The sequence below is a fragment of the Oceanicoccus sagamiensis genome, assembly GCF_002117105.1.
GTDB classification, from domain to species: domain Bacteria; phylum Pseudomonadota; class Gammaproteobacteria; order Pseudomonadales; family Dasaniaceae; genus Oceanicoccus; species Oceanicoccus sagamiensis.
The window spans coordinates 2,981,403-3,006,502 of sequence record NZ_CP019343.1 but is presented as its reverse complement, the minus strand read 5'-3'; the positions used below and the strand labels follow the sequence as shown (position 1 = coordinate 3,006,502).

Sequence of the window (25,100 nt, the reverse complement as noted above, 5' to 3'; positions counted from 1 at the left end):
ACTATGTCTCAGTCTCACCCGAATTAAACCAATGATGGCCTTCCTCCGCCAATAATTCATCAGACTCATCGGGGCCCCAGGTGCCGGCTCGGTATAAATTGGGCACGGCTTTGCTGTTTTGCCATGAATCGATAATCGGATCAATCCAGTTCCAGGCAGCAGCCACTTCATCGCGGTGAATAAATAAGCTGGTATTGGCAGCGGCGGCATCCAAAATTAAGCGCTTATAAGCATCACTGCGAAACTGCGTATAGGTGTCAGAGAAGTTTAGGTTAAGGGTGGCAGGTTTTAGCTGCATATCCATATTTTCCAGATTCTTTGACATCACAGTCATCTGGATGGATTCTTCGGGTTGTAAGCGGATCACCAGACGATTGGGTTCCAGCGGGCCAGCCGAGTCATCATAAACACGGTGCGGTACATCCTTAAACTGAATCACAATTTCTGCACAGCGTGACTTCATTCGCTTGCCGGTGCGCAAATAAAAGGGCACCCGTGCCCAGCGCCAATTATCGATATAGGCGCGTAGTGCAACAAAGGTTTCTGTCTGACTGGTAGGCGACTCTAATTCTTCCAGATAACCCGGTACTAATTCGCCGAAATAACTGCCCGCCACATATTGGCCCCGCACCGTGTTATTGATCACCTCTTCGCCGTGCATTGGGCGCAGGGCCTCCAAGACTTTAATTTTTTCTGCCTGAATACTTTTGGCATCCACTTTATTGGGAGACTCCATCGCCACCAAACACAGCAATTGCAGCAAATGGTTTTGCACCATATCACGCAGTGCACCGGCATCATTATAAAAACCGGCACGCCCTTCCAGCCCCACGGTTTCTGAAATACTAATCTGCACATGATCAATGGATTTGGCATTCCATAGTTGCTCAAAAATAAGATTGGTAAAACGTAAGGCCATTAAGTTCTGCACGGTTTCTTTGCCCAGATAATGGTCGATACGATAAATATTTTCTTCTTCAAAATAGTTGGCGATTTCGGTATTAATCGCATCGGCAGAACCTGCATCGTAGCCCAGTGGTTTTTCTACCACCAAACGGCTATTAGTCGTAATCAGGTTAACGCTGGATAAATTTTCACAGGTGACACCAAAAATAGCCGGGGGCACTGCCAGGTAAAATACCCGCACTTTTTCAGGCTCCGCATCCATTAGCACCTGTAAGGCCTGCCAGCGATCATCGTCTACGGCGATATCCAGCATCACCGGATGCAGATAGCTTTTAAATTGCTCCCACTCCGGCACACTAAATTCTTCCGGGGATAAATGCTGCTGCAAGGCCAGGGCTGCCGTATCAAGATAACTATCAATATCTTGCTGGCTGCGACAACTGGCGATAACCCGCGTCCCTTCCACTAACTGGTTTTCACGAAAGGCACGGTATAAGGCAGGGATTAGCTTCCTTAAGGTCAGGTCACCGGTACCACCAAAAATCACAATATCAAAGGGCTCTGCCATAGCTATTCTCTTTTTCTGCTAACACTAAAGTTTTGGGATTGGCTTAAAAGACGGATGCGCCATCTTCGGCACTGCCCACCTGCGCTCTAAAGCCTGCAAATAATTCCCGCCCCATACCTACCGTGACCTTATCCGCGGCCATGGCCACTTCACGGGATAAAAACGATGGGTCGGCTAGATTTAATACGCCGGTATTGGCATTAAGCTCAATGATATCGCCATCACGTAAGCGGGCTATGGGACCTTGATCTAAAGCTTCAGGGGAAAGATGAATCGCTGCCGGTACTTTACCGGAGGCACCGGACATACGCCCATCGGTGACCAATGCGACTTTAAAGCCTCGGTCTTGCAGGATACCCAATATCGGTGTGAGCTTATGCAGCTCTGGCATACCATTGGCTTTGGGGCCCTGAAAACGTACCACAGCAATAAAATCCCGCTCCAACTCACCGGCATCAAATTTAACGTTGATTTCGTCCTGATGTTCAAAAATAATGGCTGGCGCCGTCACTGCTCTATGCTCCGGTTTTACCGCAGAGATTTTAATCACTGAGCGACCTAAATTACCGCTTAGCAGTTTTAAGCCACCCTCTTCGCTAAAGGGTTTTGTACAACTGCCAAGTACATCCTTGTCTAGACTTTCTTTAGGACCATCCCGCCATTCAATGCTGGTCTCACCTTGATCAGTACTAAGAAAAGGTTCGTCGCAGTAACGCTGTAAGCCACCCTCGCCTAAAATCGTATTGACCTCATTATGTAATAAGCCTTGGGATAACAGCTCCCTGATCAATAGAGACATACCACCGGCCGCCTGGAAGTGATTAACATCCGCCTGACCATTGGGATAAATACGGCACAGTAAAGGGACGACCTCAGACAGCTCCGCCATATCCTGCCAATCAATAATCACCCCCGCAGCACGGGCAATCGCAATAATATGAATAGTATGATTGGTCGAGCCACCAGTGGCTAACAAGCCAACGATACCATTGACCAAACTGCGCTCATCGATAATGCTGGCCAGCGGTGTATAGTTGGGAGATAAAGGGCTTAACTCCGCCAGTTGTTTAACCGCAGCCCGGGTCAGCATTTCCCTTAGCGGTGTTCCCGGATTAACAAAAGAACTGCCAGGCAGGTGCAAACCCATTATTTCCATCAGCATTTGATTACTATTAGCGGTTCCATAAAAGGTGCAAGTACCCGCACTGTGATAAGACTGACTTTCAGCCTCCAGTAATTCTTTGCGCCCGACTTTACCCTCAGCATAGAGCTGCCTGACTTTGACTTTCTCGCTATTAGACAGTCCGCTTAGCATGGGCCCTGCTGGCACAAAAACGGTCGGCAAATGCCCAAACGCCAAAGCTCCTATTAACATGCCCGGCACAATTTTGTCACAGACACCCAGACAGACCACACCATCAAACATATCGTGAGAAAGCGCCACACCGGTGGCCATGGCAATCAGGTCACGACTAAACAGCGATAATTCCATACCGTCGCGGCCCTGAGTGACACCATCACACATAGCGGGCACACCACCTGCCACCTGTGCCACCGCACCCGCCTCCCGAGCCGCCTGTTTGATAATGTCAGGGTAATCCTTAAACGGCTGGTGCGCCGATAACATATCGTTATAGGAAGAAACGATGGCTAGATTAGCGGAGCGGTCGACCGCCAATACCGATTTATCCTGCTGCTCGGAAGCCGCATAGGCATGGGCAATATTGCCGCAGGAGAGCCGGGCCCGGGAAACACCTTGCTGGCTGGCGGCGGTCACTTTACTGAGGTAGTCGCCGCGGCTGGCACGGCTGCGCTCGATAATACGCTCGGTAACCTTAGCGACTGTTTGATTAACCATAGCTATAACCCTTTGTTATCTGACCCGACACGTTTTTGCGTGAATATCTGACTATAAATAAGCAACGTGTGCAATTATGACTATAGACCTTTAATTCACACTTAAATCCTAAAACTATTAGCCGGGGAGTCGAAAAAATCCTCCCTAATCACTTAGGGAGGGCATCCGAGGCCGGATAATATGAGAGCGACAGGAATTGCTCTCAGAAACACACAAAACAATGGCCTTACATACTGACCGATTTTAAATAATTCAGCAGCCCATTGGTGGAGCTATCGTACTGCTTAACGGGCTGCTTCGACTGTACATCTTCCAGCATATTGGCGGCCAGTAACTTACCCAACTGCACGCCCCACTGATCAAAGGAATAAATTTCCCAGATAACACCCTGCACAAAAATTTTATGTTCATACAACGCAATGACTGCGCCGAGGTGATAGGCATCCAATGTATTGAGCACCAGCGTATTGCTGGGACGGTTACCGGGATGAACTTTATGTGGCGCCAGCCTTTCGGTTGTTTCAGCACTGCCACCCGTTGCAACCAGATCAGCCTTAACTTCAGCAGCACTAACACCATTCATTAATGCCTGAGATTGAGCAAAACAGTTAGCGATTAAGGTTTGATGATGCAATGCCGTCTCACCGCAACTAATTGCCGAGGCGATAAAATCAGCCGCTACATCGTGAGTACCCTGATGCAATAACTGGTAGAAGGCATGCTGACCATTAATACCAGTCTGGCCCCATAGCACCGGGCAGGTTTTATAGTCAATCACTTCACCCTGCCAATTCACCGACTTACCATTACTCTCCATTTCAGCCTGCTGCAAATAGGCCGGTAGCTGGGCCAGGCTCTGGTCATAGGGCAGAATGGCGAGGGTATTGATATTCAGGAAGGTGGTATTCCAAATACCAACCAGAGCCATCATAACCGGCATATTCTGGTCGAGATCAGTGCTGGCAAAATGCTCGTCCATAGCTGCGGCTCCGGCTAATAGTGATGCAAAAGCCTGATAACCCCGACCAATAGCAATAGGCAAACCAATGGCAGACCACAGTGAAAAACGCCCGCCAACCCAGTCCCAAATTTTAAAGCAGTAAGCGGGCGCAATACCAAAAGCCTGCGCTCTGGCGGTATCTACGGTGATGGCAACAAAGTGTTGTGCCAGAGCAGTTGCTGGCGCCTGACTTAATAGCCAACGCTTGGCAGCGGCTGCATTTAAGGTGGTTTCCGTGGTGGTAAATGTTTTCGACGAAACGATAAATAACGTGGTTTCAGGATTTAGCGTCACCAGCAATTGTTCTAAAGGCACACTATCCACGGTGGAAATATAATGCAGGTTAACCGTGTCTTCCGGCTTTTTAAGTAAGGCCTCGGTTACCATTTGCGGCCCAAGATTAGACCCCCCGACGCCAAGACAAACAATATCCAGCAGCGGTTTACCGGTATAGCCGCTTAGCTCGCCTGAACGCAGCTGCTCGGAAAAGCGTTTGATATGTTCCAGTTCCTGAGCAACCTGTTGATTGACGGCGGCATCAGGGCAACGATGGCTGCGCAGCGCCGTATGTAATACCGCTCTATTCTCGGTGTGATTTATTGCATCCCCGGCAAACATGGCATCTCGCCACTGCGCTACGTTGCACTCACTGGCCAGCTCCAGCAAAGCGGCCTTAACGCTATCGGTGATTCGGTTTTTTGAGTAGTCGAATAAAATACCGCAATGGCTAAGGTGATAGTCTTCAAAGCGGCTGGAACTATCAGCAAACAACTGATTGATCTGCAGGTCGTCCATTGCAGCGGCCTCTGCTGCAAGCTGCTGCCAACTCTTTAGCGTTTTACGACTCATGTAAACCCCAGCCCCAGGTTCTTGTAGTTATACTTGCAGTTATAATAGCTATATGAATATTTAGATGTATCGTTAGATAGATTCTGCTTATGGCTAAACTTGCAATAAGCAGTAAGTGGACTCATACTAAGAACAAATGACAGCGCTGTCAAATTTATTCTAGTCACGCAATAACCGGCAGTGAAAGCAGAAATAAAACCAGGGATATTAATTGCCCGTTTGAAACGGTATAGTCAGCGCTTGAGTATCGACTGTTTTAGCGACTATGCGGCCACTCAACAACAATAAGGTTAAGGAAGAGAAAGGTAGTGAGAGCAACGATCAATGATGTAGCGGAACGCGCCGGTGTTTCGATTAAAACCGTTTCCCGAGTGATGAACAATGAACCCTCGGTCCGAAAGCCTACTCAGGAAAAGGTTCTGGAAGCGGTTAAAGCCCTTAACTACCAACCCAATGCCGCTGCCCGTAACCTTGCTGGCACCAAGTCCTATGCCCTCGCCTTTATCTATGACAACCCCAATGCCTATTATATTATTGATATGCAAAACGGCATTTTGTCCGCCTGTAATGAAGAAGGCTTTGAATTATTAATTCACCCCTGCAATGCCAAATCTCAGGATATTGATGCCGAGCTAACGGCAATGATTAAACGCTCACGGGTGTCGGGCCTGATTCTTACACCGCCCTTTTCTGAAATGCCTTCGGTCATTTCTACACTGGAAAAACTGGATGTTAAGTTTGTTCGCATTCTTTCCGGCGCCGGCCCCAGCGATGACCGTTCACCCTGTGTTTTTATCGATGACCATCAGGCCGCCTTTGCTATTACCGAGCACTTGATTGCTTCGGGTCACCAGGATATTGGCTTTTTATGCGGTGATAAAGAGCATAACTCCAGTCAGGAACGCTTGATGGGTTATAAAGCTGCACTGAAGAAAAATGGTATTAAGATTAACCGCTCCCTCATATTGGCCGGTGAATACTCTTTTGAATCCGGCGTTAAAGGGGCACAGAAGTTACTCGCCAAAGAAAACAAGCCCACCGCGATTTTCGCCTCTAACGATGAAATTGCAGCGGGCGCCCTGTTTGCTGCCCGACTAATGAATATAGCGATCCCCAGCCAATTAGCGATTACCGGCTTTGAAGATAGCCCCTTCTCCCGTCAAACCTGGCCCAAGCTGACTACGGCAGAACAGCCAACCTCAACCATTGCCCAGAGCGCCGCCAATTTGCTGATAAAAGCCACCCGTAACCAGAGTGACGACAGCGAAGACGCGATCTTTACCCCGCAGCTGATTATTCGGGAGTCCACAGAAGCCAATTAAGCTGCGCCAAACGGCCTTTTTATCGCGATTTAGACCTTTACTTTTTTGCCTATCTCAACCAAAATGACAGCGCTGTCACTTCTATTAAAGGTGGCGCGAGTTCAGCCCTATACGCTGAACCCCAATAAGGTCTAAGATAAAATGATGAAACAACTGATCTCCGGCGCCAGAATATTTGACGGTGACAAGCTGCTAAGCGAACAGGCTATTGTGCTAAATGGCTCAGTGGTAGAGGCCATTGTGCCTATCGCCGAGGCCGATACCAGCCTGCCCCATATTCAATTAGACGGTGGTATCGTGGCACCGGGTTTTATTGACCTGCAAGTTAACGGCGGTGGCGGTGTTTTATTAAATAATGCCACCCAGCCAGAAACCCTGCTCACTATGCTGAATGCCCATCGCAGCAAAGGGGTAACAGCAATCTTGCCAACGCTGGTCAGCGATACTCTGGCAACACTGGATCAAGGTATTGATGCTGCCAGAACACTGATTAAAGCCGCCACCCCCGGTATTCTGGGGATACATATTGAAGGGCCGTTTTTTAATCCTGAACGCCGGGGCGTGCATAGCAAAGAGCAAATACGCCCGTTAACCGCCGCCGATATTGACTGGCTATGCAGCAATGCTGATATCCCTATGATGCTAACGCTGGCTCCCGAGCAAACCCAGCCGGGGCAGATTAAAACACTAACAGAAGCTGGCATTGTCGTCTGCGCTGGCCATACCAATGCTACCGGTAGCGAGGTCGAAGCGGCGTTGGCCGAAGGCCTGCAAGGCTTTACCCATTTATTTAATGCCATGCGCCCCATGGCCAGCCGCGAGCCCGGCGTGGTCGGTACCGCACTGGCTGATAAGCCTAGCTACTGCGGTATTATTGTTGATGGTCATCATGTTCATGCCAACAGCGTATTAGTCGCTCACAAAGCCAAAGCGGCAGGCAAACTCTATTTAGTTTCTGATGCTATGGCGACCATAGGCAGCCCAGAAAAAACCTTTGAGCTCTATGGTGAAACTATTTATGAACAGGATGGCTGCCTGAAAAATAGTGAAGGCAAATTAGCGGGCAGTGCTATTGGCTTAATGGATGCCGTTAGAATAAGCCATCGCGAGGTCGGTTTAGAGCTTGAAGAATGCCTGCGAATGGCCTCGTTATACCCCGCGCAATTTTTTAATCTTGAGCAAAGCTGCGGCCGAATTAAACCGGGGTATGCAGCCAATCTGGTCCACTTTACTGATGCGCTTACGGTCTGTAGTACATGGCTTGAAGGCGCTCGCCTGCAACATACCGAGGTTAGTCACTCATGAAAGTTGTTATTCTGGAAAACCCTGAAGCCGTTGCAGCCTATGGCACTGAAATGTTTAAAAGCCAGCTAAAAAGCAAACCCGACTCGGTATTGGGATTGGCTACAGGCTCTACCCCGCTGGCTCTCTATCAGCAGCTGATCAGCGCTAATAAAAACCGGGAGATTTCTTTTAAAGAAGTGTCTACCTTTAACCTGGATGAATATTTAGGGCTGGCCGGCGATCACCCACAAAGTTATCGCCACTTTATGAATGACAATCTATTTCGTCATATTGATATTAATATCGATAATACCCATGTGCCCGATGGCGCCGCAGAAGACCCATTGAGTGCTGGTAATAACTACGAGCAACTGATTAAAGCCAAAGGCGGTATTGATATTCAGCTATTGGGTATTGGTCGCAATGGTCATGTGGGTTTTAATGAACCCTCTTCCTGTCTGGCCTCAAGAACCCGAGTAAAAACACTGACGCAGGCGACCATTGATGATAATGCGCGATTTTTTTCCGCGGATGAATACCAGCCTCACCTCTCGATTACCATGGGTATTGGCACTATTATGGAATCAAAGCATGTGATTTTATTGGCGACGGGGGCATCAAAAGCGGAAGCGATTAAAGCAACGGTTGAAGGCCCTTTGTCAGCCTCATGCCCTGCTTCTGCCCTGCAAATGCATCTATCGACCACGCTGATTATTGATGATGCCGCAGCAACCCAGCTCCGTGATATTGAATTTTATAAACATATCGAGCGGGAAAACCAGGCCCTGTTAAAGCGCCTGGGTCGCTAGCCCTAGTCTTCCAGTCTATCCCACCAGTACTTCTTCAATAGGAAGGTACAAAGCGCAAACACCGCTATGCTGACCATCATGCCGGTATAGCCGCGAATCACCAGGAAGATAGGGATAATCACCAGTGTCATTTGCCAGATAATACCCACCACGATATTAAACATATCCCGGTTAAAATCTTTATTCACTGTAAAGTCAGGCTCTTCGGCCAGCACTTTATCGGCAATGGGTTTCCAAAAACCCCATGGCCGCGTTTGCCGGTAGAATTTTTTCAGTACCTCTTCCGGCTCCGCAGGGGTAAGCAAGCAACCGGCCAGACTACCGAATAAAGCAAAAGCAAATAGCAGTGGGAATTGCTCAATGGCCAGTAACTGAAAGCCCATAGACTCCAGCAAGGGCGGAATAATCGCAACACCGACCATGCCACTGACCATACCAAAAAAGAATCCATAACCATTAAAGCGCCACCAAATCCACTTCAGCATATTGGAGGCGACATAGCTGCCATATAATAATCCGACAATCCAATCGGTGCGGGCCTGAATATTACCACCGGCCAAACCGAAGCTAACGCCGATCACCACAATGCTGGCAGTAACGATATAGCTTAGGCGCAAATAGGTTTTATCGTCCGCCTGATCATTAATATATTTGCGGTAGATATCATTAACGACATAGGCAGAGCCCGCATTAATAAAAGCGGCAAAGGTCGACATAAAGGCGGCGATTAAACCCGCCAGCAATAAACCTCTAAAGCCCGGCCCAACATATTCACTGATGGCATAGGGCAGCACCTGCTCAAAGTCCAAACGGCCATCACCACTTTGTAACTGCGCCGGGTCCATATAGACCAGCGCCAAAACAGTAATCCCGGCAATCATAAAGTAACGCGGAAAGGATAAAACAATGGGAGTTAAGCCAAACATTTTTGCCGCTTCTGAAGGCGTGCGAGTACCTAGAACCCGCTGCATATCATAGCTGGGAACCGGGCCCGCCAAACTGGCAAAAATACCTTTAAAGATCATAAGCATAAATAGAAAACCAAACAGACCATAGCCATCGTCTTCTATCCGCTGGTCAGCGGCAGGCATTAGTTCAGACCAATCCAGCCCCAGCTCCCAACCAAACCATAAACTATCCCAACCGGCGGGAACGGCGGCTTGTATTTGTTCCGCCGTGGTAGAAAACAATGCGATATAGCCGACAATCAAGCAGGCAATGGTCATAATAAAAAACTGCAACACCTCGGTGCCGACCACACTGTAAAAGCCGCCTTTTAAGGTATAGAGCGTAGTGATAGCAATAATCGCCAGCGCATAACTATCTTCATTGCTGATACTGATACCCGCTACGGTAAAGCTGATATCCCAGGGTAAAAACTGCGCGGAAAATTTGCCGATACCTTCCACAAAATACGCCATAAAGGCAATCACAATCACCACCGCAAAAATCACCGTCGCGATATGGGATAGACGGCTACCCAGTGACTCGCCAAAACGGAAAGTAATCCACTCGGCACCGGTCAGCACATTGGATCGACGCATCCAGACTGCCAGAAAAACCATCATAAAAATCTGGTTCCAGACCGGCCACAACCACGGAATCCACGCACTCTTAATACCGTATACAAACAACCAGGCCACCGCGATCATCGTCCCGGACACATCAAACATACCAGAGGCGTTAGAAAGGCCCAGGTAGTACCAGGGGATATCATTACCCGCCAGAAAATAGCTCTGCATATTTTTGCTGGCACGGGCGGATAAATAAAACCCCAGCGCCAGCGTTGCGGCGATAAAACCCAGAATAATAACGATGTCGATGGTTGCTAATTTCATGCTCAAATTGCTCTATTATTGTTATCAATAAACCACAAGTTCATCGATATAGACAGGCATAGCGATAATGGCTCGGTCTTCTTCGCTATAGGCCCGATGAGTATTTTCTAAAGTGAAACGTATATAACGGGCCGTCACGGCCTTAAAATCCAGCGTAATGCGTGGCGCGCTCTCTTTAATCGTTGCCTGCCCTGCTTCGGCGACCGTTTGCCAATCATCACCGTCTTTAGAAACAGCCACGGTGATAGCGCTCGGCAGGTACAAGCGTCGGTATTGACCCGCCTGATAACCCAGCTGCACTTGCGAAAGTTTTAGCTGATCTTCTAAATCTATTGTCGCTAGCAAACCTTGCTCAGTAATTTCTGTCCATTCATGAAATTGAAAAATACGGTCAGTGGCAATAACGCCATTGAGCAGTAATTCTGGCTTCTCAATAGCACTAGAAACAGTTAGTGGTTTTGCCAACGCTTTATGGGGCATTACGGTAATACGCTCATCACCATAACACTGACCATCTGCACGGTTTTGCGCTACAGCACGAATTGTCGTTGGCTGTCGGCAGATAATGGGGGCCGTATAAGGCTGTGATGTTTGGTCTGGCATGCTGCCATCAAGGGTATAGAAAATAGTACTGGCGCTATTTTCTGTAGCCAATAGCACATGCACCGTATCAGCCTGTACTTGCGCTGTAGCGGTCACTTTTTTATAGCTATCCGCTACGGTATAACCGAGTGACTCCAAATAAGAAACCATCGTTGGAAGGCGACAGATAAACGACGCAAAGTCTTTTTCAGCGGCATCCGTCCACAGCACTTCCGCCAATGCCGTCATTCGTGGCAATGCCATTCTTTCTACGGCTTGCGTGTCTGGCATATATTCCGTCCAGACATTGCCCTGAGCGCCGAGTATATTGGCTTGCTGCTGTGGGCTTAGCCCATCGGGTACCGGCTCATAGTGATACACCTGCTGCAAGGGCGTTAAGCCGTGAATCGCCAGCGGCTCATCTAATGAGGTGGACTGGTAAAAATCAAAATACAGGGCATCTACCGGCGTCATTATAACCGAATGGCCTTTGATCGCCGCCTGCCTGCCGCCATCAATACCCCGCCATGACATAATGGTGGTGCTGCTATCGACCCCCCATCCAATAACTCATCCCAGCCAATAATTTTTTTATTCAAGCCTTCGGCAATGGCTTGCACGCGCTTAACAAAATAACTATGCAGGGCATTATAATCGCTGGCGTGTATCTGCTGCATAATATCATTACAGCAGTCACAGGCTTGCCACTGCACTTTCTTAACTTCATCGCCACCGATATGGATATGCTCACTGGGAAATAGTGCTGCGATCTCTGCCAATACTACGGTAAGAAATTCAAACACGGCTTCTTTATTACAAAGCACCTCGGTAAAGATACCAAAGCGGCCCTGTACATAGGTGTCTTTTTCGCCGCAGGCAAACTCAGGGTAGGCCGCTAATATGGCGGAGGCATGACCGGGTACATCGATTTCAGGTATAACCGTTATCTGCCTTGCCGCGGCATAGGCCACCACGTCTTTAATCTGTTGCTGGCTATAAAAACCACCATGGGCTTTGCCATCGCTCTGCGGGTCGGCATTAGAGGTATGCCCCACTACGGTTTGTTCTCGCCAGGCACCTACTTCAGTTAATTTGGGGTAGGCATTAATCGCTATACGCCAGCCCTGGTCATCGGTTAAATGCCAATGGAAGGTATTCATTTTATGCAGGGCGATTAAATCGATATAGCGCTTAACACCTTCCACCGGCATAAAATGTCGGCCTACATCAAGGTGCATACCACGGTAGGGGAAGCGAGGTTTATCGCTAATGGTAAGCTGGGGTAATTGCTGCTTATAGTGCCAGAGCAGTTGCCGCAGTGTTTGCAAGCCCCAAAATAATCCAGTGATTGAAGCCGCCGTAATTTGGATTTTTTCCTGATCTATGACTAAGTGATAGGACTCAATGGCAGTCGTGGTGGCTTCTAACAGTAAAGATAGGTGTACGCCCTGTGGCGGCTGCTCATAGCTAACACACTCCAGCGTCTGAAATACTTCGGTGGCTGTATAGTCCAGTAACTCTGTCAGGCTCTTATCATTGCCAACCAAGCCTATGGTTGGCCCAAGCGATAAACTGCCCTTATGCTCCAGCAACGCCACAGGCCGGGGAATCAGTTTAATGCTGGAACAACGTCCGGACATAGTTACCTTACCTTTTGTTAACTGTGGTTGACTGTCTATGCAGCGTTTTACTGCTGCGCCTTTAGCGAGCTCTCAGCAAAATAGATAGCCCCTGCATCGGGCTGATCCAGCGGCGCCGATATCTGGGGGATAATATCATCATCCATCCAGGGGATAAGCTTTTCGCTTAGTCCGCCCAGCATTGAGAAGCGTGCGGGCTTATCATCCAGTAGCTTGCGCGCCATCGCACTAATATAACTGGCACCATCTTTGATAATCGCAGTCGCCGCTGCATCGCCCTGCTGTGCGGCTTCCAGCACCAGCGGTGCCAATTTGCCATACTGCCTGGGGGATGCACCCACCATGGTCTCTACCATGCTGAGGCCACTGGCATTGAGCTGCCGCTCTATTTTTTCTGTGAGTAGTGTAGGCTCTACTAAGCCATCACCCGCTAATAAGATGGTTTGCAGTGCTTGCAAACCCATCCAGGCACCGCTGCCTTTGTCACCATAGGGAAAACCATGGCCACCATAAATAGCGGTTTTGTTATCGGTATATAAACACCCGCAGGAACCTGTTCCCGCAATAATTACAGCCCCCTGCTCACCACCGTGTGCGCCAAGACAGGCGATATGCAAGTCGGTGGTTAAAAACATTCTGGCAAAGGGGTGCTGCCATTCACTCATCGCTTTATAGGCGCCGGGGAGATTAACACCCGCCAGACCGATACCAGCGATAACATTGGCAAGGTCCGTTTTTTTAAAACCTGCATCGACCATTGCCATTTCGGCAGACTCGGTAATAGAAGCTAGCGACAAGTCAAAATTATTAGACGCATTAGCTGGCCCGGCAACGGCGGTGCCCAGAACCTGATGATGTTCATCAGTCACTCTGGCCTTGCACTTGCTGCCACCACCATCAATACCCAGATAGAGGATTGGCTTGCTATTTAACACTGTGTTCATTGCTTAACTTAACCTGCCAAAAAACGATGATTTATAAAAAAGGCTGGTGGCTTTCGCACACCAGCCCAGGGGGGGAGACACTGGATGAAATGCTGACGCATTTAATAACCAGAATATTGGCCAGTCCCTGGCCGCTAAAACTTTAGAAGTTGTAGTTAACACCAACCACATAACGTGGGCCATTGCTGTAGATACGTGACGCACGGCTTTCATCGATATGGTAGTACTCAAGGTCTTCATCGGTGATATTGATACCTTCGAAGATCACATCAATGTTGTCAGTAGCGGCAACGGTTACACTCATATCCCACTGACCGTAGTCATCGATATACAACTCAGAGCCAAACTCACTTAAACCATCGTAGTACTGAGTACGGTAGTTATAAGACAGACGAGCGCTGACCAAGCTGTTCTCGTAGTAGCCGCTCACGTTAAACAAGTGATCAGAAACACCTTTAACACGACCAGAACCCGGGTTGTTAAGCTCATCACGGTCATCCAGGCTATCGGCATCGGTATAGGTGTAGTTAGCTAAAATACCGAAGTCACCGAAGGTCTGCTGGTAACCAATTTCCATACCGGAAACTTCTGCACCACGGCCATTTTCAGGGTTGGCAAAATCAACATCAACAAACTGGTTAAGCTTGGAGTTAAAACGGCTTTCCGTAGTAATGGTGTTAATAATGGAGCCCTGGATATCTTTGTAGAACCAGGTAGCAGATAACAATGCCTGCTCATCAAAGTACCACTCGTAAGCCACATCAAACTGGTTAGCTGTTTCAGGGTCTAGCTCAGGGTTACCACGGCTACCGGAACCGGTATCCAGGTTAGCCCCTTCCTGGTTGGCAATGGTGATGTAATCAGGGCGCGCCATAACACGGGCCGCCGACAATCTAATCAGAGCATCTTCCGCTACATCAAAAGCAATATTCACATTGGGCAATACTTCGGTGTAGTCATGCTCAATGGTTTCTTTACGAACGTCATAATCGTAACCCGACTCACCCTGTACGGCAGAAGCCAACAAGCTGTAATCGCCAATCTGGTTGATAGACGCCGCTACCCAATCGCCGTTCCAGTTATAACCGGTAGACTCAACATCGGTTTGCACAACGCGCACACCCATATTGCCTCGAACCGCGCCATCTTCGAAATCGGCCTTAAAGTAAGTCGACATAATTTCTTCATTAACATCCCAGGTTTCTGGCAAGAAAATAAAGTTAGTCGCCGGGAAGGCATAAGCTTCAGCCGGGAAAATAGCCGCCTGTGCTTTGCTGATATTCATTAGCGGGTAAGGGGCATCGCCACTTCTGGCATAATCAGCCAAAGTACCAAAGTCCTGTGCGCCATATAACCAGCGATCACTCAGGTCAACATTTTCACCATAGGCGGTAGTACCATCAGCGTGCTGTGAATCAGCCAACCAGTGGAAACGGTTACCGTTGGTATCCTGTGACTTATCGTGGTCACGGTAGTAAAAACCGACTTTAAAGGCTGTAAATAAACCGCCTTCCTGAGGGAATTCAAAGTCGAAGCCCATATAGTCTTCTTCGTCCTTCATGATGCGAACGTTTTCCTGAATATAACCCACACCACGCGTTACCAATACTTCATTGGTTTCAACGCCGCCATCCGTCAGGTCAACGCCATCTTCATAGAAAGGGGTAAAGTTCAGGCCGTTGTAGGTAGAGCCATCCAGAATACGGTCAAAGTAGTACTGCTTATCAGACTCGGTACCGCCTTCAGCTTCTGTTGTACCCAGCTTGGCTGTAAAGATAAAGCTGTCAGCCGCATAGGTATAATCAATATCAAAAGACTCAGTATCACTGGAAGAAACTCGGTCAATCAGATTGTATTCTGCATAGTTACCAGACACTTCGCCACCGGTAGCAGCGCCGTTTTTGATAGTAGCGTTATTGATGGTAACGCCCTGACCTAACTGGTCTTTAATCCAAACATAGTTGTTGTAGTTGGAGTTATTGGCTTCTAATTCAGAGTCCAGATAATTCACCACTAAATTTTGCTTATCGTCAGGAGCCCACTGCGCGGTGACCAAAAAGGTTTCACGGTCACGCTCCTGTACAAAGTGCGCATCACCGATAGCACGCGGCGCCCAGAGATCCTGACCGGCAACAGATTGCTGCTCCCAACCTAATACCTCAGTACCTTCACGCTGGACGGTACGCTCCTGCTTGGTTGCTGACACCATCAAACCAAAGGTTTCGGCATCGTTTTTCCAGGAGTACATGGCCGACAGCAGTGGATCCCACTCTTCAGAGTTCTCACTGTAGCTGCTTTGTAGTTGGATAGAGCCGCTATTGGCATCCATTTCCAGAGGACGGCGAGTACGTAAATAAACCGTACCCCCTAAAGAACCTTCCTGAATATCGGCCTGGGGTGATTTGTACACTTCCAGAGAAGAGACAACCGTAGAGGGTAATAATGTGTAGTTAAACGCGCGAGAAGGATTATCTAAAACAAACCAATCGGCGGAAGCCACAGCGGAACCATTTAATAAGGTACGGTTCTGCTCAGGAGAAGTACCACGTACCGCAATTTTTTCACCTTCACCAAAACCACGGGTTACCGATACACCGGTAATACGGGCCAGTGAGTCCGCTACGTTTTTATCAGGGAATTTGCCGATATCTTCAGCACTGATGGCATCGACAATAGAATCGGCGAAGCGCTTGGTATCGATGGATTTTTTTAAGCTACCTTTAATACCGGTAACCACAACCTCTTCCAGTTCAGGCCCTTGCTGTGCATTGGCTGCACCGGCCATTGTCATTACCATCAGAGCGCTTAATGAACCACCAACTAAAGCAGATTTAGCGCGGTTCGCATTGCGAATTGCTTCTCTTAACTTGGACACTTTCGTACCCCCTCTTTATTTATTTAGTTATGTCATATCACGATGATATGTGTTGCCAGGCCAGCCATAATCACTACCCATCTCTACCTCTAACGAGTAAAGGATGAAAGTAACCCCCTCTATCAGCCAAATGCTGACAGCGCTGTCATGGATGCACACTAATTAGAAATGACAGCGTTGTCAAACAATATTTTAAATCTCTTGTTGGCCGCGACAGGCAGCCCATAGGGAATAACTGGAAAATGTTTTGAAAAACAATAGCTAAGGAATTTACAGCAACGAAAAAAAACAGTGGCCTTTTAACAGCGGAATCACTATTGATCAGGCAAGATCCACAATTGCGGAGAAAGATCCCGGGGCTTTAATTGCAAAGACTGGTTATTTAATGGGATGGTGGTGGTGTTTTTCCAGCGAGATAATGGATATATAGACTGAGTGGATGCATGCTCGCGCATTAGCTTATCAAAGCTGCCATCAGCTATTGCCAATTGCAGCCCCCGCTCAACCCGTTCATACAACGCAGGCTTGGACTTGGGCACAAAAAAGTACATGGGGTATGGGTAATAAATAATTAAATCCTGAAAAAACAGCAGGTCTGGATAGTTTTTTGACCGGGCATCAATCTCCGCCTGCCCCTCAAAAACCGCCAGAGATATATAGTCACAGCTACCTCGTTTAAGCTCGGAAAACATTTGCTCGTTGTTTTTTAGCCGTTTAACCGCAATACCATTGGTCTCCAGAATATCCGCATCCGGCCAGTACATCCCCTGACAGGCAGTCAAGGATTGTAATTGCTCAAGGGTACGAATCGCGGCAAATTGTTCTCGCTGCTCCTGTCGAATAATCGGCATGCGGTAGCCCAACAGGCCTTTGACCAAGGGAATTTTGATGGTCAGTAAATTTTTCTCCCTGCTCTGTGAAGAACCCGACCAGAGAATATCAAGGCGGCTGCCTTCGCGCATTAATTCCAGCAGGTAACCGTTCTGGCTATAGGATTTGGAATAGGCAATGGATACCGGCGGCTTATTGTCAGCGGTTTTACTAAACGCCAGCTTTAATAAACTAACAAAGTAATCATGGCTGGCTTCCTGCCCTGCCCTTGCGGGGACGGTAGTTACGGTTAAGCTGTCACCCCGTACTGGGCCATTGAGAGAAGCCAGCAATGAGAATATAACGATAGGGAAGAGCTGTTTTGGCATTAGCGTTTTTAGCATCGACAGCATAATTCAGTAATTCATAACCAGAAATTGACGCTCCTGCACTGATAAATTGGGTTAATGTTGGCCAGTTATTAGGCTATATAGTAGTGATATATAGTGACCACGCCAATAAGTTTAATCATATTGGCTGTTAAAGAGGGCTAAGACGCCATATAAAGTGCTTTGACCTCTTGTTATCCTGCATATATGCCCCCAAGCTTGCAAGGGTTGCTTGCTATAGGGCAACATGCTGGAACAGTCAGTTACCTAAAAACGTATAAATTAATAACTGGCGTCTTATATCCACCCGATATCCACCAAAGCTTCGGACTGAACAATGACATCCTCCAATAACAAGCATCTGACTAAACGGCATTTACTGATCACCGGTGCCGCTTCAGGTATCGGCCTAAGCCTACTGAATGAAGCTATTAACGACGGTGCTGAATGTGCTGTGATCGTAAAGGATAGTACAGAAGCCACAGTGGTTGCCAAGCTGCTTCCGGCGGACCGGATTCATATCGCTGACCTGCGTGATGTTGAGAATGTAGCTCCTGTTACCCGTAATGCCATCGCCAGTTTAGACGGTACGATTGATGGTCTAGCCTGCTGTGCTGGCGTATTTGAGCGCCGCGGCGCGCTAGAAACGGATTTACAACAATGGCAGTCACTAATGGACATAAATCTGACGGCTACCTTTGAAGTAGCGCGCGAATGCGCGAAGGTAATGGTCAACGCCCAGCGTGGTTCCATTGTGCTGCTCTCTAGCCAAATAGGCATTGTTGGGCATTCCCAAGCGGCGGCCTACGCGGCATCAAAGGCCGGGCTTAATGGCTTTATGCGCGCACTAACACTTGAACTTGCCAGCGCCAGTATTCGTGTCAACGTTGTTGCACCGGGCCCTATTGCTACACCGATGACAGCAGCTGCCAGAAAAGACCCTAACCGCGCAGAGGCGCTGCTGGCCAGTATTCCCCTATCACGCTTTGGCGAACCGGAAGAAGTCGCCGCTGCTGTAACTTTTCTGCTTTCCGATGCCGCATCGTTTGTCACCGGCCAGGTGCTATGTGTCGATGGCGGCGTGACGGCATCTTAATCAAGCTGCTAGAATTTAGACTATGAATAAACTAACTCCAGATTACGGCCCCCGCGCCCGCGTAGGCGTGGCAGTGCCACACTCAAACCCAACCGTTGAACCCGAGATGCGGGCCTTGTTGCCAGACAGCATTGGTGTCTACGCTACCCGTCTAACACATCCTTCTGCGCGGGTAGAAGACCGACTGGATCATTATATTCGTCATATGCCGGAAGCCATTGGCACCTTTGGTGAAATGAAACTGGCAGCGTTCGGCTTTGGCTGTACCGGAACCTCATACGTTGCCGGATTAGAACTTGAAGACCGCCTGACAGCTGAAGCAATCGAACGCAGCTCCGTTCCCGTTATCACCGCTGCCCAGGCCATTCGAGCTGCGCTAAAGGCGCTGGGTTGTCAATCCATTGCGTTGCTATCACCCTATCCGGATTGGCTTGCCGAGGCAGGTTACCGCTACTGGGAAGCAGCGGATATTCGTATTGTCGACGGACTCAGAGTTGATCCTACACTTACTGACACCCACACTATTTATGAGTTAACCAGTGACGATGCCCTCGCCGGACTGCGTCGCTTAAACACGAGCGGAGCTGATTGTATCGTTGCGAGTGGTACCGGTATGCCTACCCTGCGAGCGCTTAAAACCTTGGCCACAGAATCCAAAGTGCCGGTGCTATCATCAAATCTTAGCCTGGCTTGGGCACTGACACAGGCTGCGGCACCTGAACTGGCGCCATCTTCGCCTCAAGAACTGCTGTAATAACCGGGAAACTGATTAGCTACAGCCATTACTGCAGTAGGAATATTTGATCATGGATTTGACGGAATAGGCACTTAAAAAAAAATCAAAGAAAGCCATTTATTTATAGATATCCAAATTCAATTCTTTATTGAGTATATATATCACCTTATTCACTGTATTTGTAATTTCACTATCCTCTTCATCCCTTCCAAAATCTTCTTTAATTCTATCTACTATAAGAATATATTCCAATAAATCCTTAATAGACTTTTCGTAATAGCTCTTATGAAAACAATCAAGCCCTCGCTTAAGAAGATTATCTTTATACAAATCCAGAAAATAAATACCCTGTCCCTTCCGTTCAATCATTTCTCGGACTACAGAAAGCGAGACACCACAGTATTTTATCGAAGTATCAAAATCTTTAGACTCACTGGAAATAGCTGCAATACTTCCTGAAATATCCAAAATAAGAAAATCAACCACATCCCATTTAAGATCATACCTCTCTTTAAAATCAAAAAGATCATCAAGAATATCGACTCGAACCGCAACCCGCTGAAAACTATCAGAAAAACCAGAAGCTCCAAGCCTCACCATATCATCATAGTCTTTGGATTTAAGAAATTCTTCTTTAGAAATACCACTACCATTTAAAAGACTAATCAAATCTCTCTCCTGCCTTTCTCTAATAATTACTGCGAAAAAACATAATCTGGACATTATAAAAAAAACCTCCAAATACTGAGATGAATACCCGCTATTTTTCGAAAAAGTATCACTCAAATTTTTAGCAAGATTTATAGCATCCATAACAACACCAAGCTGCCAATAAAAATCTTCAATTTTTTCACCTGTACACGCGAGCTGAGAAAGACGACTTAAGTAACGCAATTTATATAAATCTAATTCATAACTTTCATTATACTTTCTATCAACAGCATCTATTATATCTATTGAATCTGACGCAATTTTTTTGTATTTTTCATACTCCTCCAAATAGTAGCAGCAAGACAAGACACTCAGAGAGACATCAAAAAAATCACTCAAGCTAGACTTCGCCCTATCTTTATCAAATGAAAAAAAATAAAGCGCATCCTCATAAGCGTTCATAGACGACCTAAAATCAGCAGCCTCAAAAGAAATACCCCCCATAGTAGAGAAAGCTTTAAAATACAACTCCCTATCCTGAAGAGAAATATCAAAATTTCGGTCATAAATTTTATGTTTAGCATCTATTTCATTCGTAATATTAAGCAATAGAATGAACCAAATTTTCCTCGCATATAAATCTGTAGCCCCAAGCTTATACACTTCATATATTGAACAAATCAACAAGCGTACATACTGAGGAATTTCATCTGAATTGTTAATTTCATTTTTAATATCCTGCAGATGACATTGATGAATGACACACTGAAAAAAGATGACCTGCTGATCACGCCCCAGATCATTAAACCTTCCACCTCTATACCATAAATAGCCGACCTCTTTGATCGCCTCTTTAATTAACGGAATTTTACGCGGGAATTTTTCCAGCTTTTCTTTTGCAATATCAAAATACACCTGATGCTTAAACTCATATATTACGGCAGACTCTTTCGTTAACACTGCGTATGGAAAAATCGCTTCCCGCAAAGACTCACGCGTAGGGACACTATCATCAACAAACGCCGCTATCTCAACCACAAAATCCGAGAGAAATTGAAAACCCGCATAGCTCGCACAAACAAGAACATCCTGGATATTCTTGTTAAGCTTTGAAAACCGCCTTCTCTGCACACTGTGTAAATCATAGGGATGCGATTTAAGCACACTCAGGCTCTCTTCACTCAAGGGCTGACTGACATCAGAATTTACAAAATAGTCCGCATCAGAAAGTAACTCTAAGATAATTTCATGGAGCAGAAGAGGATTACCATCTGCCTTACCTAAAATAAACTCAACCTGCCGAGGAAGAAGACCAGGCAATGCGCCATCAATAACAACATCAAGATCAACAACTTTTTCGCAGTCAATCACTGTTGGGTGCATTTTTTCATGCTTAGAAAAAAGCTGTGGAACGCCAGAACTAACGGCAACGCCCTCGCCCAGCGAAAGAGAATTCCACTCTTGCTCCCAATGTGTAATAACAACAAGCAACGGCCACTCAAGCTTTTTGGCATCCGCTAAAAGGCGATCAAGAAAATCATAGGTATATTTATCAATCCATTGAGCATCATCAAGTACTAATATAACGGGTAGCGCAGGCGAGCTTTCATTATTTTTAAGTAAATTTCTAAAAAAACCTTCCAGATCGTTCAGCTTTTCGGAGACTATCCTTGCTTCTGCCTCTTCGGAGCTTTCAGCTTCTTTCTTATTCGCCTCCCTCTCTCTCTTCCAATCCGTCCAGCCATCAATCATCTCACCCGTAAACTCAATAACATCACCAACCACGCTACCACCGGTCATAATTTTGGTAAGTATATAGGCCGCTTTTGCCCCCCTTTTCAACCGCTCCTCTCTAGCCGATAGATTTTCCTGATGATGTGACAAATGATCAAAACAATCAATTAAAGCACAGGATGAAGCTTCACTTTGGTTCCTATTGACAGGATTAACCCACCTCACTCCCCACCATAGGTATGGTATTTCATTGTTAGACAACAACTCCTCTTGAAGGGGATTAAGCTTGAGTGTATTTCCAGATTTTCCCAGAGAATCAGGCCAATAATTCCCCTTATCCTCAACAGTTTCCTGACTAATGGTCGAATAAAACTCTTGAACCAATCGTGTTTTTCCAAACCCAGACTCCCCTTTAAGAACCACCAACCCCGGATTTCCTTGCTTGGCTTCATGCCATGCATGAAGCAGCGTAATTAACTGTTTTTCTCTTCCAACACACAGCTCTTGCCAGCTATACCCCATTCTAAAAATACCTTTTTATTTTTTTAATCAGAAAATTGATATTGATACAACCAACTTTTATCCATTAACGACAAGTTCCAGTACTCAATCAATAGAGCAGAGGATATGGTTCTTGCTATCTATTTAACCGTTGAAAAATCCAGCTCGGACACAGCCTTCCATTTCACCGACACCACGATTAATTGAGCCCATCCTGGTTTGACGCTCGCTCCCAAATGAGGACAATACCTCCGAAGGATTTGTCAAAATGGCCAAAAAGAAACGAGAAACTTACAGTTCAGCATTTTAGCGATAAGCTGTGCGCTTGTTATGTGAAATATAAAACGATTAAAAAGCCTTATATATCTAGACCCAAAATATAGAAATATGTACGGCAAAGAACTACTAAAAATATAATCCCAATGAATATAACGACCGTATTAACAAGAGGATTTCTCAAGAAGTATTTCTTATATTTGTTAGCTTTAAGTACAGAATAAAGCTTCAAACTCCTATTAAAATATGCCTCTCTTTCGCTCAGCCTATTATTTAGCGTACTAATACTTATGCCTTTAAATGTTCTAACTTTCAAATTATTGTAATGCTTTGTATAGCGTAAATCTTTATAACCATCTTTCCTTATCCGACCATAATAAATATTTTCTATATAAGAACTAAACCCTACGTACCACTTATAGACAAAGAGGAATATGAATAAAGGAATAATACATGCTATAGAAACTTCAATGCCTTTGTCCACGAAAGCAAATAATGCTATAAGAGCAATACAAAAATAAACGCGAATTATAATATTTGAGTGTATATTGTATAATGCTAAAACTCTGTTATCTGAATTCAATTGCTACACCTTATATAGTCTTCAAGACCTGAAAGACTGGAAAATACACTATTCTTTTATATCTATAAAAAACAAACAAGATGAGAAAAACTACGCGATCACCGCATAACATATGCATACCACGCATGCGCGCTTTTCCACCAAGCCTAAAAAAGCGGGGCTAACCTGTTTCTTTTAAATGAGTTTTTTGCTGTGTCATCAATCCTTCCGGACAAAGCGAGCACGTTATATTTATTCCCCATCACTTTGTCTCACTAACTCCCTTTCATTTTTCTTATACTATTGATTTTCCTATAATTTTTCTTAAATTACTAGCGCTAACCACGAGCAACGAAATGGCAAAGCAAACAAGATTATTAGGGGAATGATAATAGGCTATCTATTCATGCAGCATTGATGGTGCCTAACGAGCAACACTTTGGCTGCTCCACTTCCTTCACCTCGCGCTAATAAAGCAAACCTAGCTATCAATAAGGAGAAGGCCAGCCTGAATAGATTGGTCTGTCTGCCAAGAGGAGCTGAGTATTAATACTTCGCAATGACTGAAATGGGTCATCAGCCGCCAAGACCACGATTTTAATTACGAGCAGCTTAAACGACAGCTTAACCCCCGATAGCAGATATGCTTTATACAGAACCGATGATATAAGAATATGCATGCCTATATAGAGGTGTGAAATATAGAGGTGTGAAATAGTTCGTCAGTTACCAGCCCGCAGCAATCAGGGGCGGCATAGATGTAAACATTGCTCAGAATAAAGAAAAGGAAAATAACCACACATTACCGGTCTAACCGGTACCTTTTAAACCTGTCGAGTAACTCACAATAAAAGGCCCCATAACCCAATTGATGGGGTCCAAAATACTAATTTGTGGGATAAACACGACAAAACAAAACGCTCGATACGCTTATAAGCTATTGAAAGTACTAGGTTGTGGTATCTGACCCACCATTATTCCAAAAAAAAAGCTCACCCGGATGGGTGAGCTTTTTTAGAATAATGGTGGGTCGTACTGGATTCGAACCAGTGACCAATTGGTTAAAAGCCAACTGCTCTACCAACTGAGCTAACGACCCTCAGAAGAGGCGCACATAATAATGTTTTCAGGCGAAAACACAAGTCTTTTTCTACTAAATATCCACCTTTTTCAATGATTTATATAACGGGTCGGGTCGGGCAGGCCCGCCTGCTCAAATCCCTCTTTGCGCAGATAGCAGCTATCGCATTTGCCGCAGGCTTCGCCCTGCTCATTGGCCTGGTAGCAGGAGACGGTCAGGCTGTAATCTACCCCTAATTCAGTGCCCTTTTTGGCGATTTCGCCCTTGGTCAGATGCATTAAGGGGGTACGAATCTTAAGGCTGCCCCCTCTACACCGACCTTAGTCGCCAAATTGGCCATTTTCTCGTAGGCATCGATATAATCGGGGCGGCAATCGGGGTAGCCGCTGTAATCGACGGCGTTAACGCCAATAAAGATATCACTGGCACCCAGTACTTCGGCCCAGCCGAGGCCAATTGACAGAAAAACGGTATTTCTGGCAGGTACATAGGTGACCGGGATACCCTCGGCGTTATCATCATGCTCAGGGACTTCAATATCATCGTCAGTCAGGGCTGAGCCACCAATACTGCTCAGGTCCAGTTTGATCACTTTATGCTCTACCGCACCCATTTGGGCTGAGATTTTCTCAGCGGCCAGTAGTTCTGAGTGGGTGCGCTGGCCATAATCAAAGCCGAGGGTGTAGCAGCTATACCCTTCAGCTATGGCCATCGCAAGTACGGTGGCGGAGTCCAGCCCTCCGGAAACCAGGATAACGGCTTTTTTATCTGACATGGGTTCTCTCTAAA

General features: G+C 46.5%; 14 protein-coding genes, 1 tRNA gene and 2 pseudogenes. 5 read left to right on the top strand and 12 right to left on the bottom strand.

Going from position 1 to position 25,100, the window contains the following annotated elements:
- Window position 1: 1 nt before the first annotated feature.
- The 3 genes from zwf to pgi form a co-directional block, all read right to left on the bottom strand.
- Entirely contained in the window at window positions 2-1,474 is a 1,473-nt protein-coding gene (gene zwf, locus BST96_RS13845) for a glucose-6-phosphate dehydrogenase (RefSeq protein ID WP_085759275.1), read from the bottom strand.
- Window positions 1,475-1,517: 43 nt separating this feature from the next.
- Window positions 1,518-3,332: a phosphogluconate dehydratase gene (edd, locus tag BST96_RS13840; RefSeq protein ID WP_085759274.1), complete on the bottom strand. Its 1,815-nt coding sequence runs from the start codon at window positions 3,330-3,332 to the stop codon at window positions 1,518-1,520.
- A 226-nt stretch (window positions 3,333-3,558) separates the two neighbouring features.
- Window positions 3,559-5,181, bottom strand: a complete 1,623-nt coding sequence (gene pgi / locus BST96_RS13835) for a glucose-6-phosphate isomerase (RefSeq protein WP_085759273.1) — start codon at window positions 5,179-5,181, stop codon at window positions 3,559-3,561.
- 308 nt (window positions 5,182-5,489) lie between these two features.
- Here pgi and BST96_RS13830 point away from each other — a divergent pair, with 308 nt between their 5' ends.
- The 3 genes from BST96_RS13830 (at window position 5,490) to nagB (ending at window position 8,596) form a co-directional block, all read left to right on the top strand.
- On the top strand, window positions 5,490-6,503 hold the full coding sequence (locus BST96_RS13830; protein ID WP_085759272.1) for a LacI family DNA-binding transcriptional regulator: 1,014 nt from the start codon (window positions 5,490-5,492) through the stop codon (window positions 6,501-6,503).
- 141 nt (window positions 6,504-6,644) lie between these two features.
- Window positions 6,645-7,808: an N-acetylglucosamine-6-phosphate deacetylase gene (gene nagA / locus BST96_RS13825; RefSeq protein ID WP_240554802.1), complete on the top strand. Its 1,164-nt coding sequence runs from the start codon at window positions 6,645-6,647 to the stop codon at window positions 7,806-7,808.
- Window positions 7,805-8,596: a glucosamine-6-phosphate deaminase gene (gene nagB / locus BST96_RS13820; protein WP_085759270.1), complete on the top strand. Its 792-nt coding sequence runs from the start codon at window positions 7,805-7,807 to the stop codon at window positions 8,594-8,596. Before nagA ends, nagB begins: the two co-directional genes overlap by 4 nt.
- Before the next feature lie 2 nt (window positions 8,597-8,598).
- Here the strand turns inward: nagB and BST96_RS13815 are convergent, their stop codons facing one another.
- The 6 genes and pseudogenes from BST96_RS13815 to BST96_RS13790 form a co-directional block, all read right to left on the bottom strand.
- The gene (locus tag BST96_RS13815; protein ID WP_085759269.1) at window positions 8,599-10,434 is read right to left on the bottom strand and encodes a sodium:solute symporter family protein; all 1,836 of its coding nucleotides are present in this window, start codon (window positions 10,432-10,434) and stop codon (window positions 8,599-8,601) included.
- Between the two features lie 24 nt (window positions 10,435-10,458).
- The gene (locus BST96_RS21045; protein ID WP_240554945.1) at window positions 10,459-10,914 is read right to left on the bottom strand and encodes a discoidin domain-containing protein; all 456 of its coding nucleotides are present in this window, start codon (window positions 10,912-10,914) and stop codon (window positions 10,459-10,461) included.
- A 48-nt stretch (window positions 10,915-10,962) separates the two neighbouring features.
- Window positions 10,963-12,656, bottom strand: a pseudogene (locus BST96_RS13805) (beta-N-acetylhexosaminidase); the annotation flags it as partial.
- A gap of 47 nt (window positions 12,657-12,703) precedes the next feature.
- On the bottom strand, window positions 12,704-13,600 hold the full coding sequence (gene nagK / locus BST96_RS13800; protein WP_085759266.1) for an N-acetylglucosamine kinase: 897 nt from the start codon (window positions 13,598-13,600) through the stop codon (window positions 12,704-12,706).
- 142 nt (window positions 13,601-13,742) lie between these two features.
- Window positions 13,743-16,475: a TonB-dependent receptor gene (locus tag BST96_RS13795; RefSeq protein WP_085759265.1), complete on the bottom strand. Its 2,733-nt coding sequence runs from the start codon at window positions 16,473-16,475 to the stop codon at window positions 13,743-13,745.
- A gap of 314 nt (window positions 16,476-16,789) precedes the next feature.
- Window positions 16,790-17,674: a type 2 periplasmic-binding domain-containing protein gene (locus BST96_RS13790; RefSeq protein ID WP_169713997.1), complete on the bottom strand. Its 885-nt coding sequence runs from the start codon at window positions 17,672-17,674 to the stop codon at window positions 16,790-16,792.
- Window positions 17,675-18,011: 337 nt separating this feature from the next.
- Here BST96_RS13790 and BST96_RS13785 point away from each other — a divergent pair, with 337 nt between their 5' ends.
- Together BST96_RS13785 and BST96_RS13780 are read left to right on the top strand one after the other, a co-directional pair.
- Window positions 18,012-18,770, top strand: coding sequence for an SDR family NAD(P)-dependent oxidoreductase (locus BST96_RS13785; protein WP_085759263.1), 759 nt, complete (start codon window positions 18,012-18,014; stop codon window positions 18,768-18,770).
- 22 nt (window positions 18,771-18,792) lie between these two features.
- Window positions 18,793-19,524 (top strand): maleate cis-trans isomerase family protein, encoded by a 732-nt coding sequence (locus BST96_RS13780; RefSeq protein WP_085759262.1) that lies wholly within the window; start codon window positions 18,793-18,795, stop codon window positions 19,522-19,524.
- Between the two features lie 99 nt (window positions 19,525-19,623).
- On the opposite strand, the gene BST96_RS13775 is transcribed toward BST96_RS13780, so the two are convergent.
- The 3 genes and pseudogenes from BST96_RS13775 to queC all read right to left on the bottom strand — a co-directional run bounded on the left by BST96_RS13775 (window position 19,624) and on the right by queC (window position 25,086).
- The gene (locus BST96_RS13775) at window positions 19,624-22,413 is read right to left on the bottom strand and encodes an AAA family ATPase (RefSeq protein ID WP_085759261.1); all 2,790 of its coding nucleotides are present in this window, start codon (window positions 22,411-22,413) and stop codon (window positions 19,624-19,626) included.
- A gap of 1,840 nt (window positions 22,414-24,253) precedes the next feature.
- Window positions 24,254-24,329, bottom strand: a tRNA-Lys gene (locus BST96_RS13765).
- Between the two features lie 71 nt (window positions 24,330-24,400).
- Window positions 24,401-25,086, bottom strand: a pseudogene (queC, locus tag BST96_RS13760) (7-cyano-7-deazaguanine synthase QueC).
- Between the last annotated feature and the right edge of the window lie 14 nt (window positions 25,087-25,100).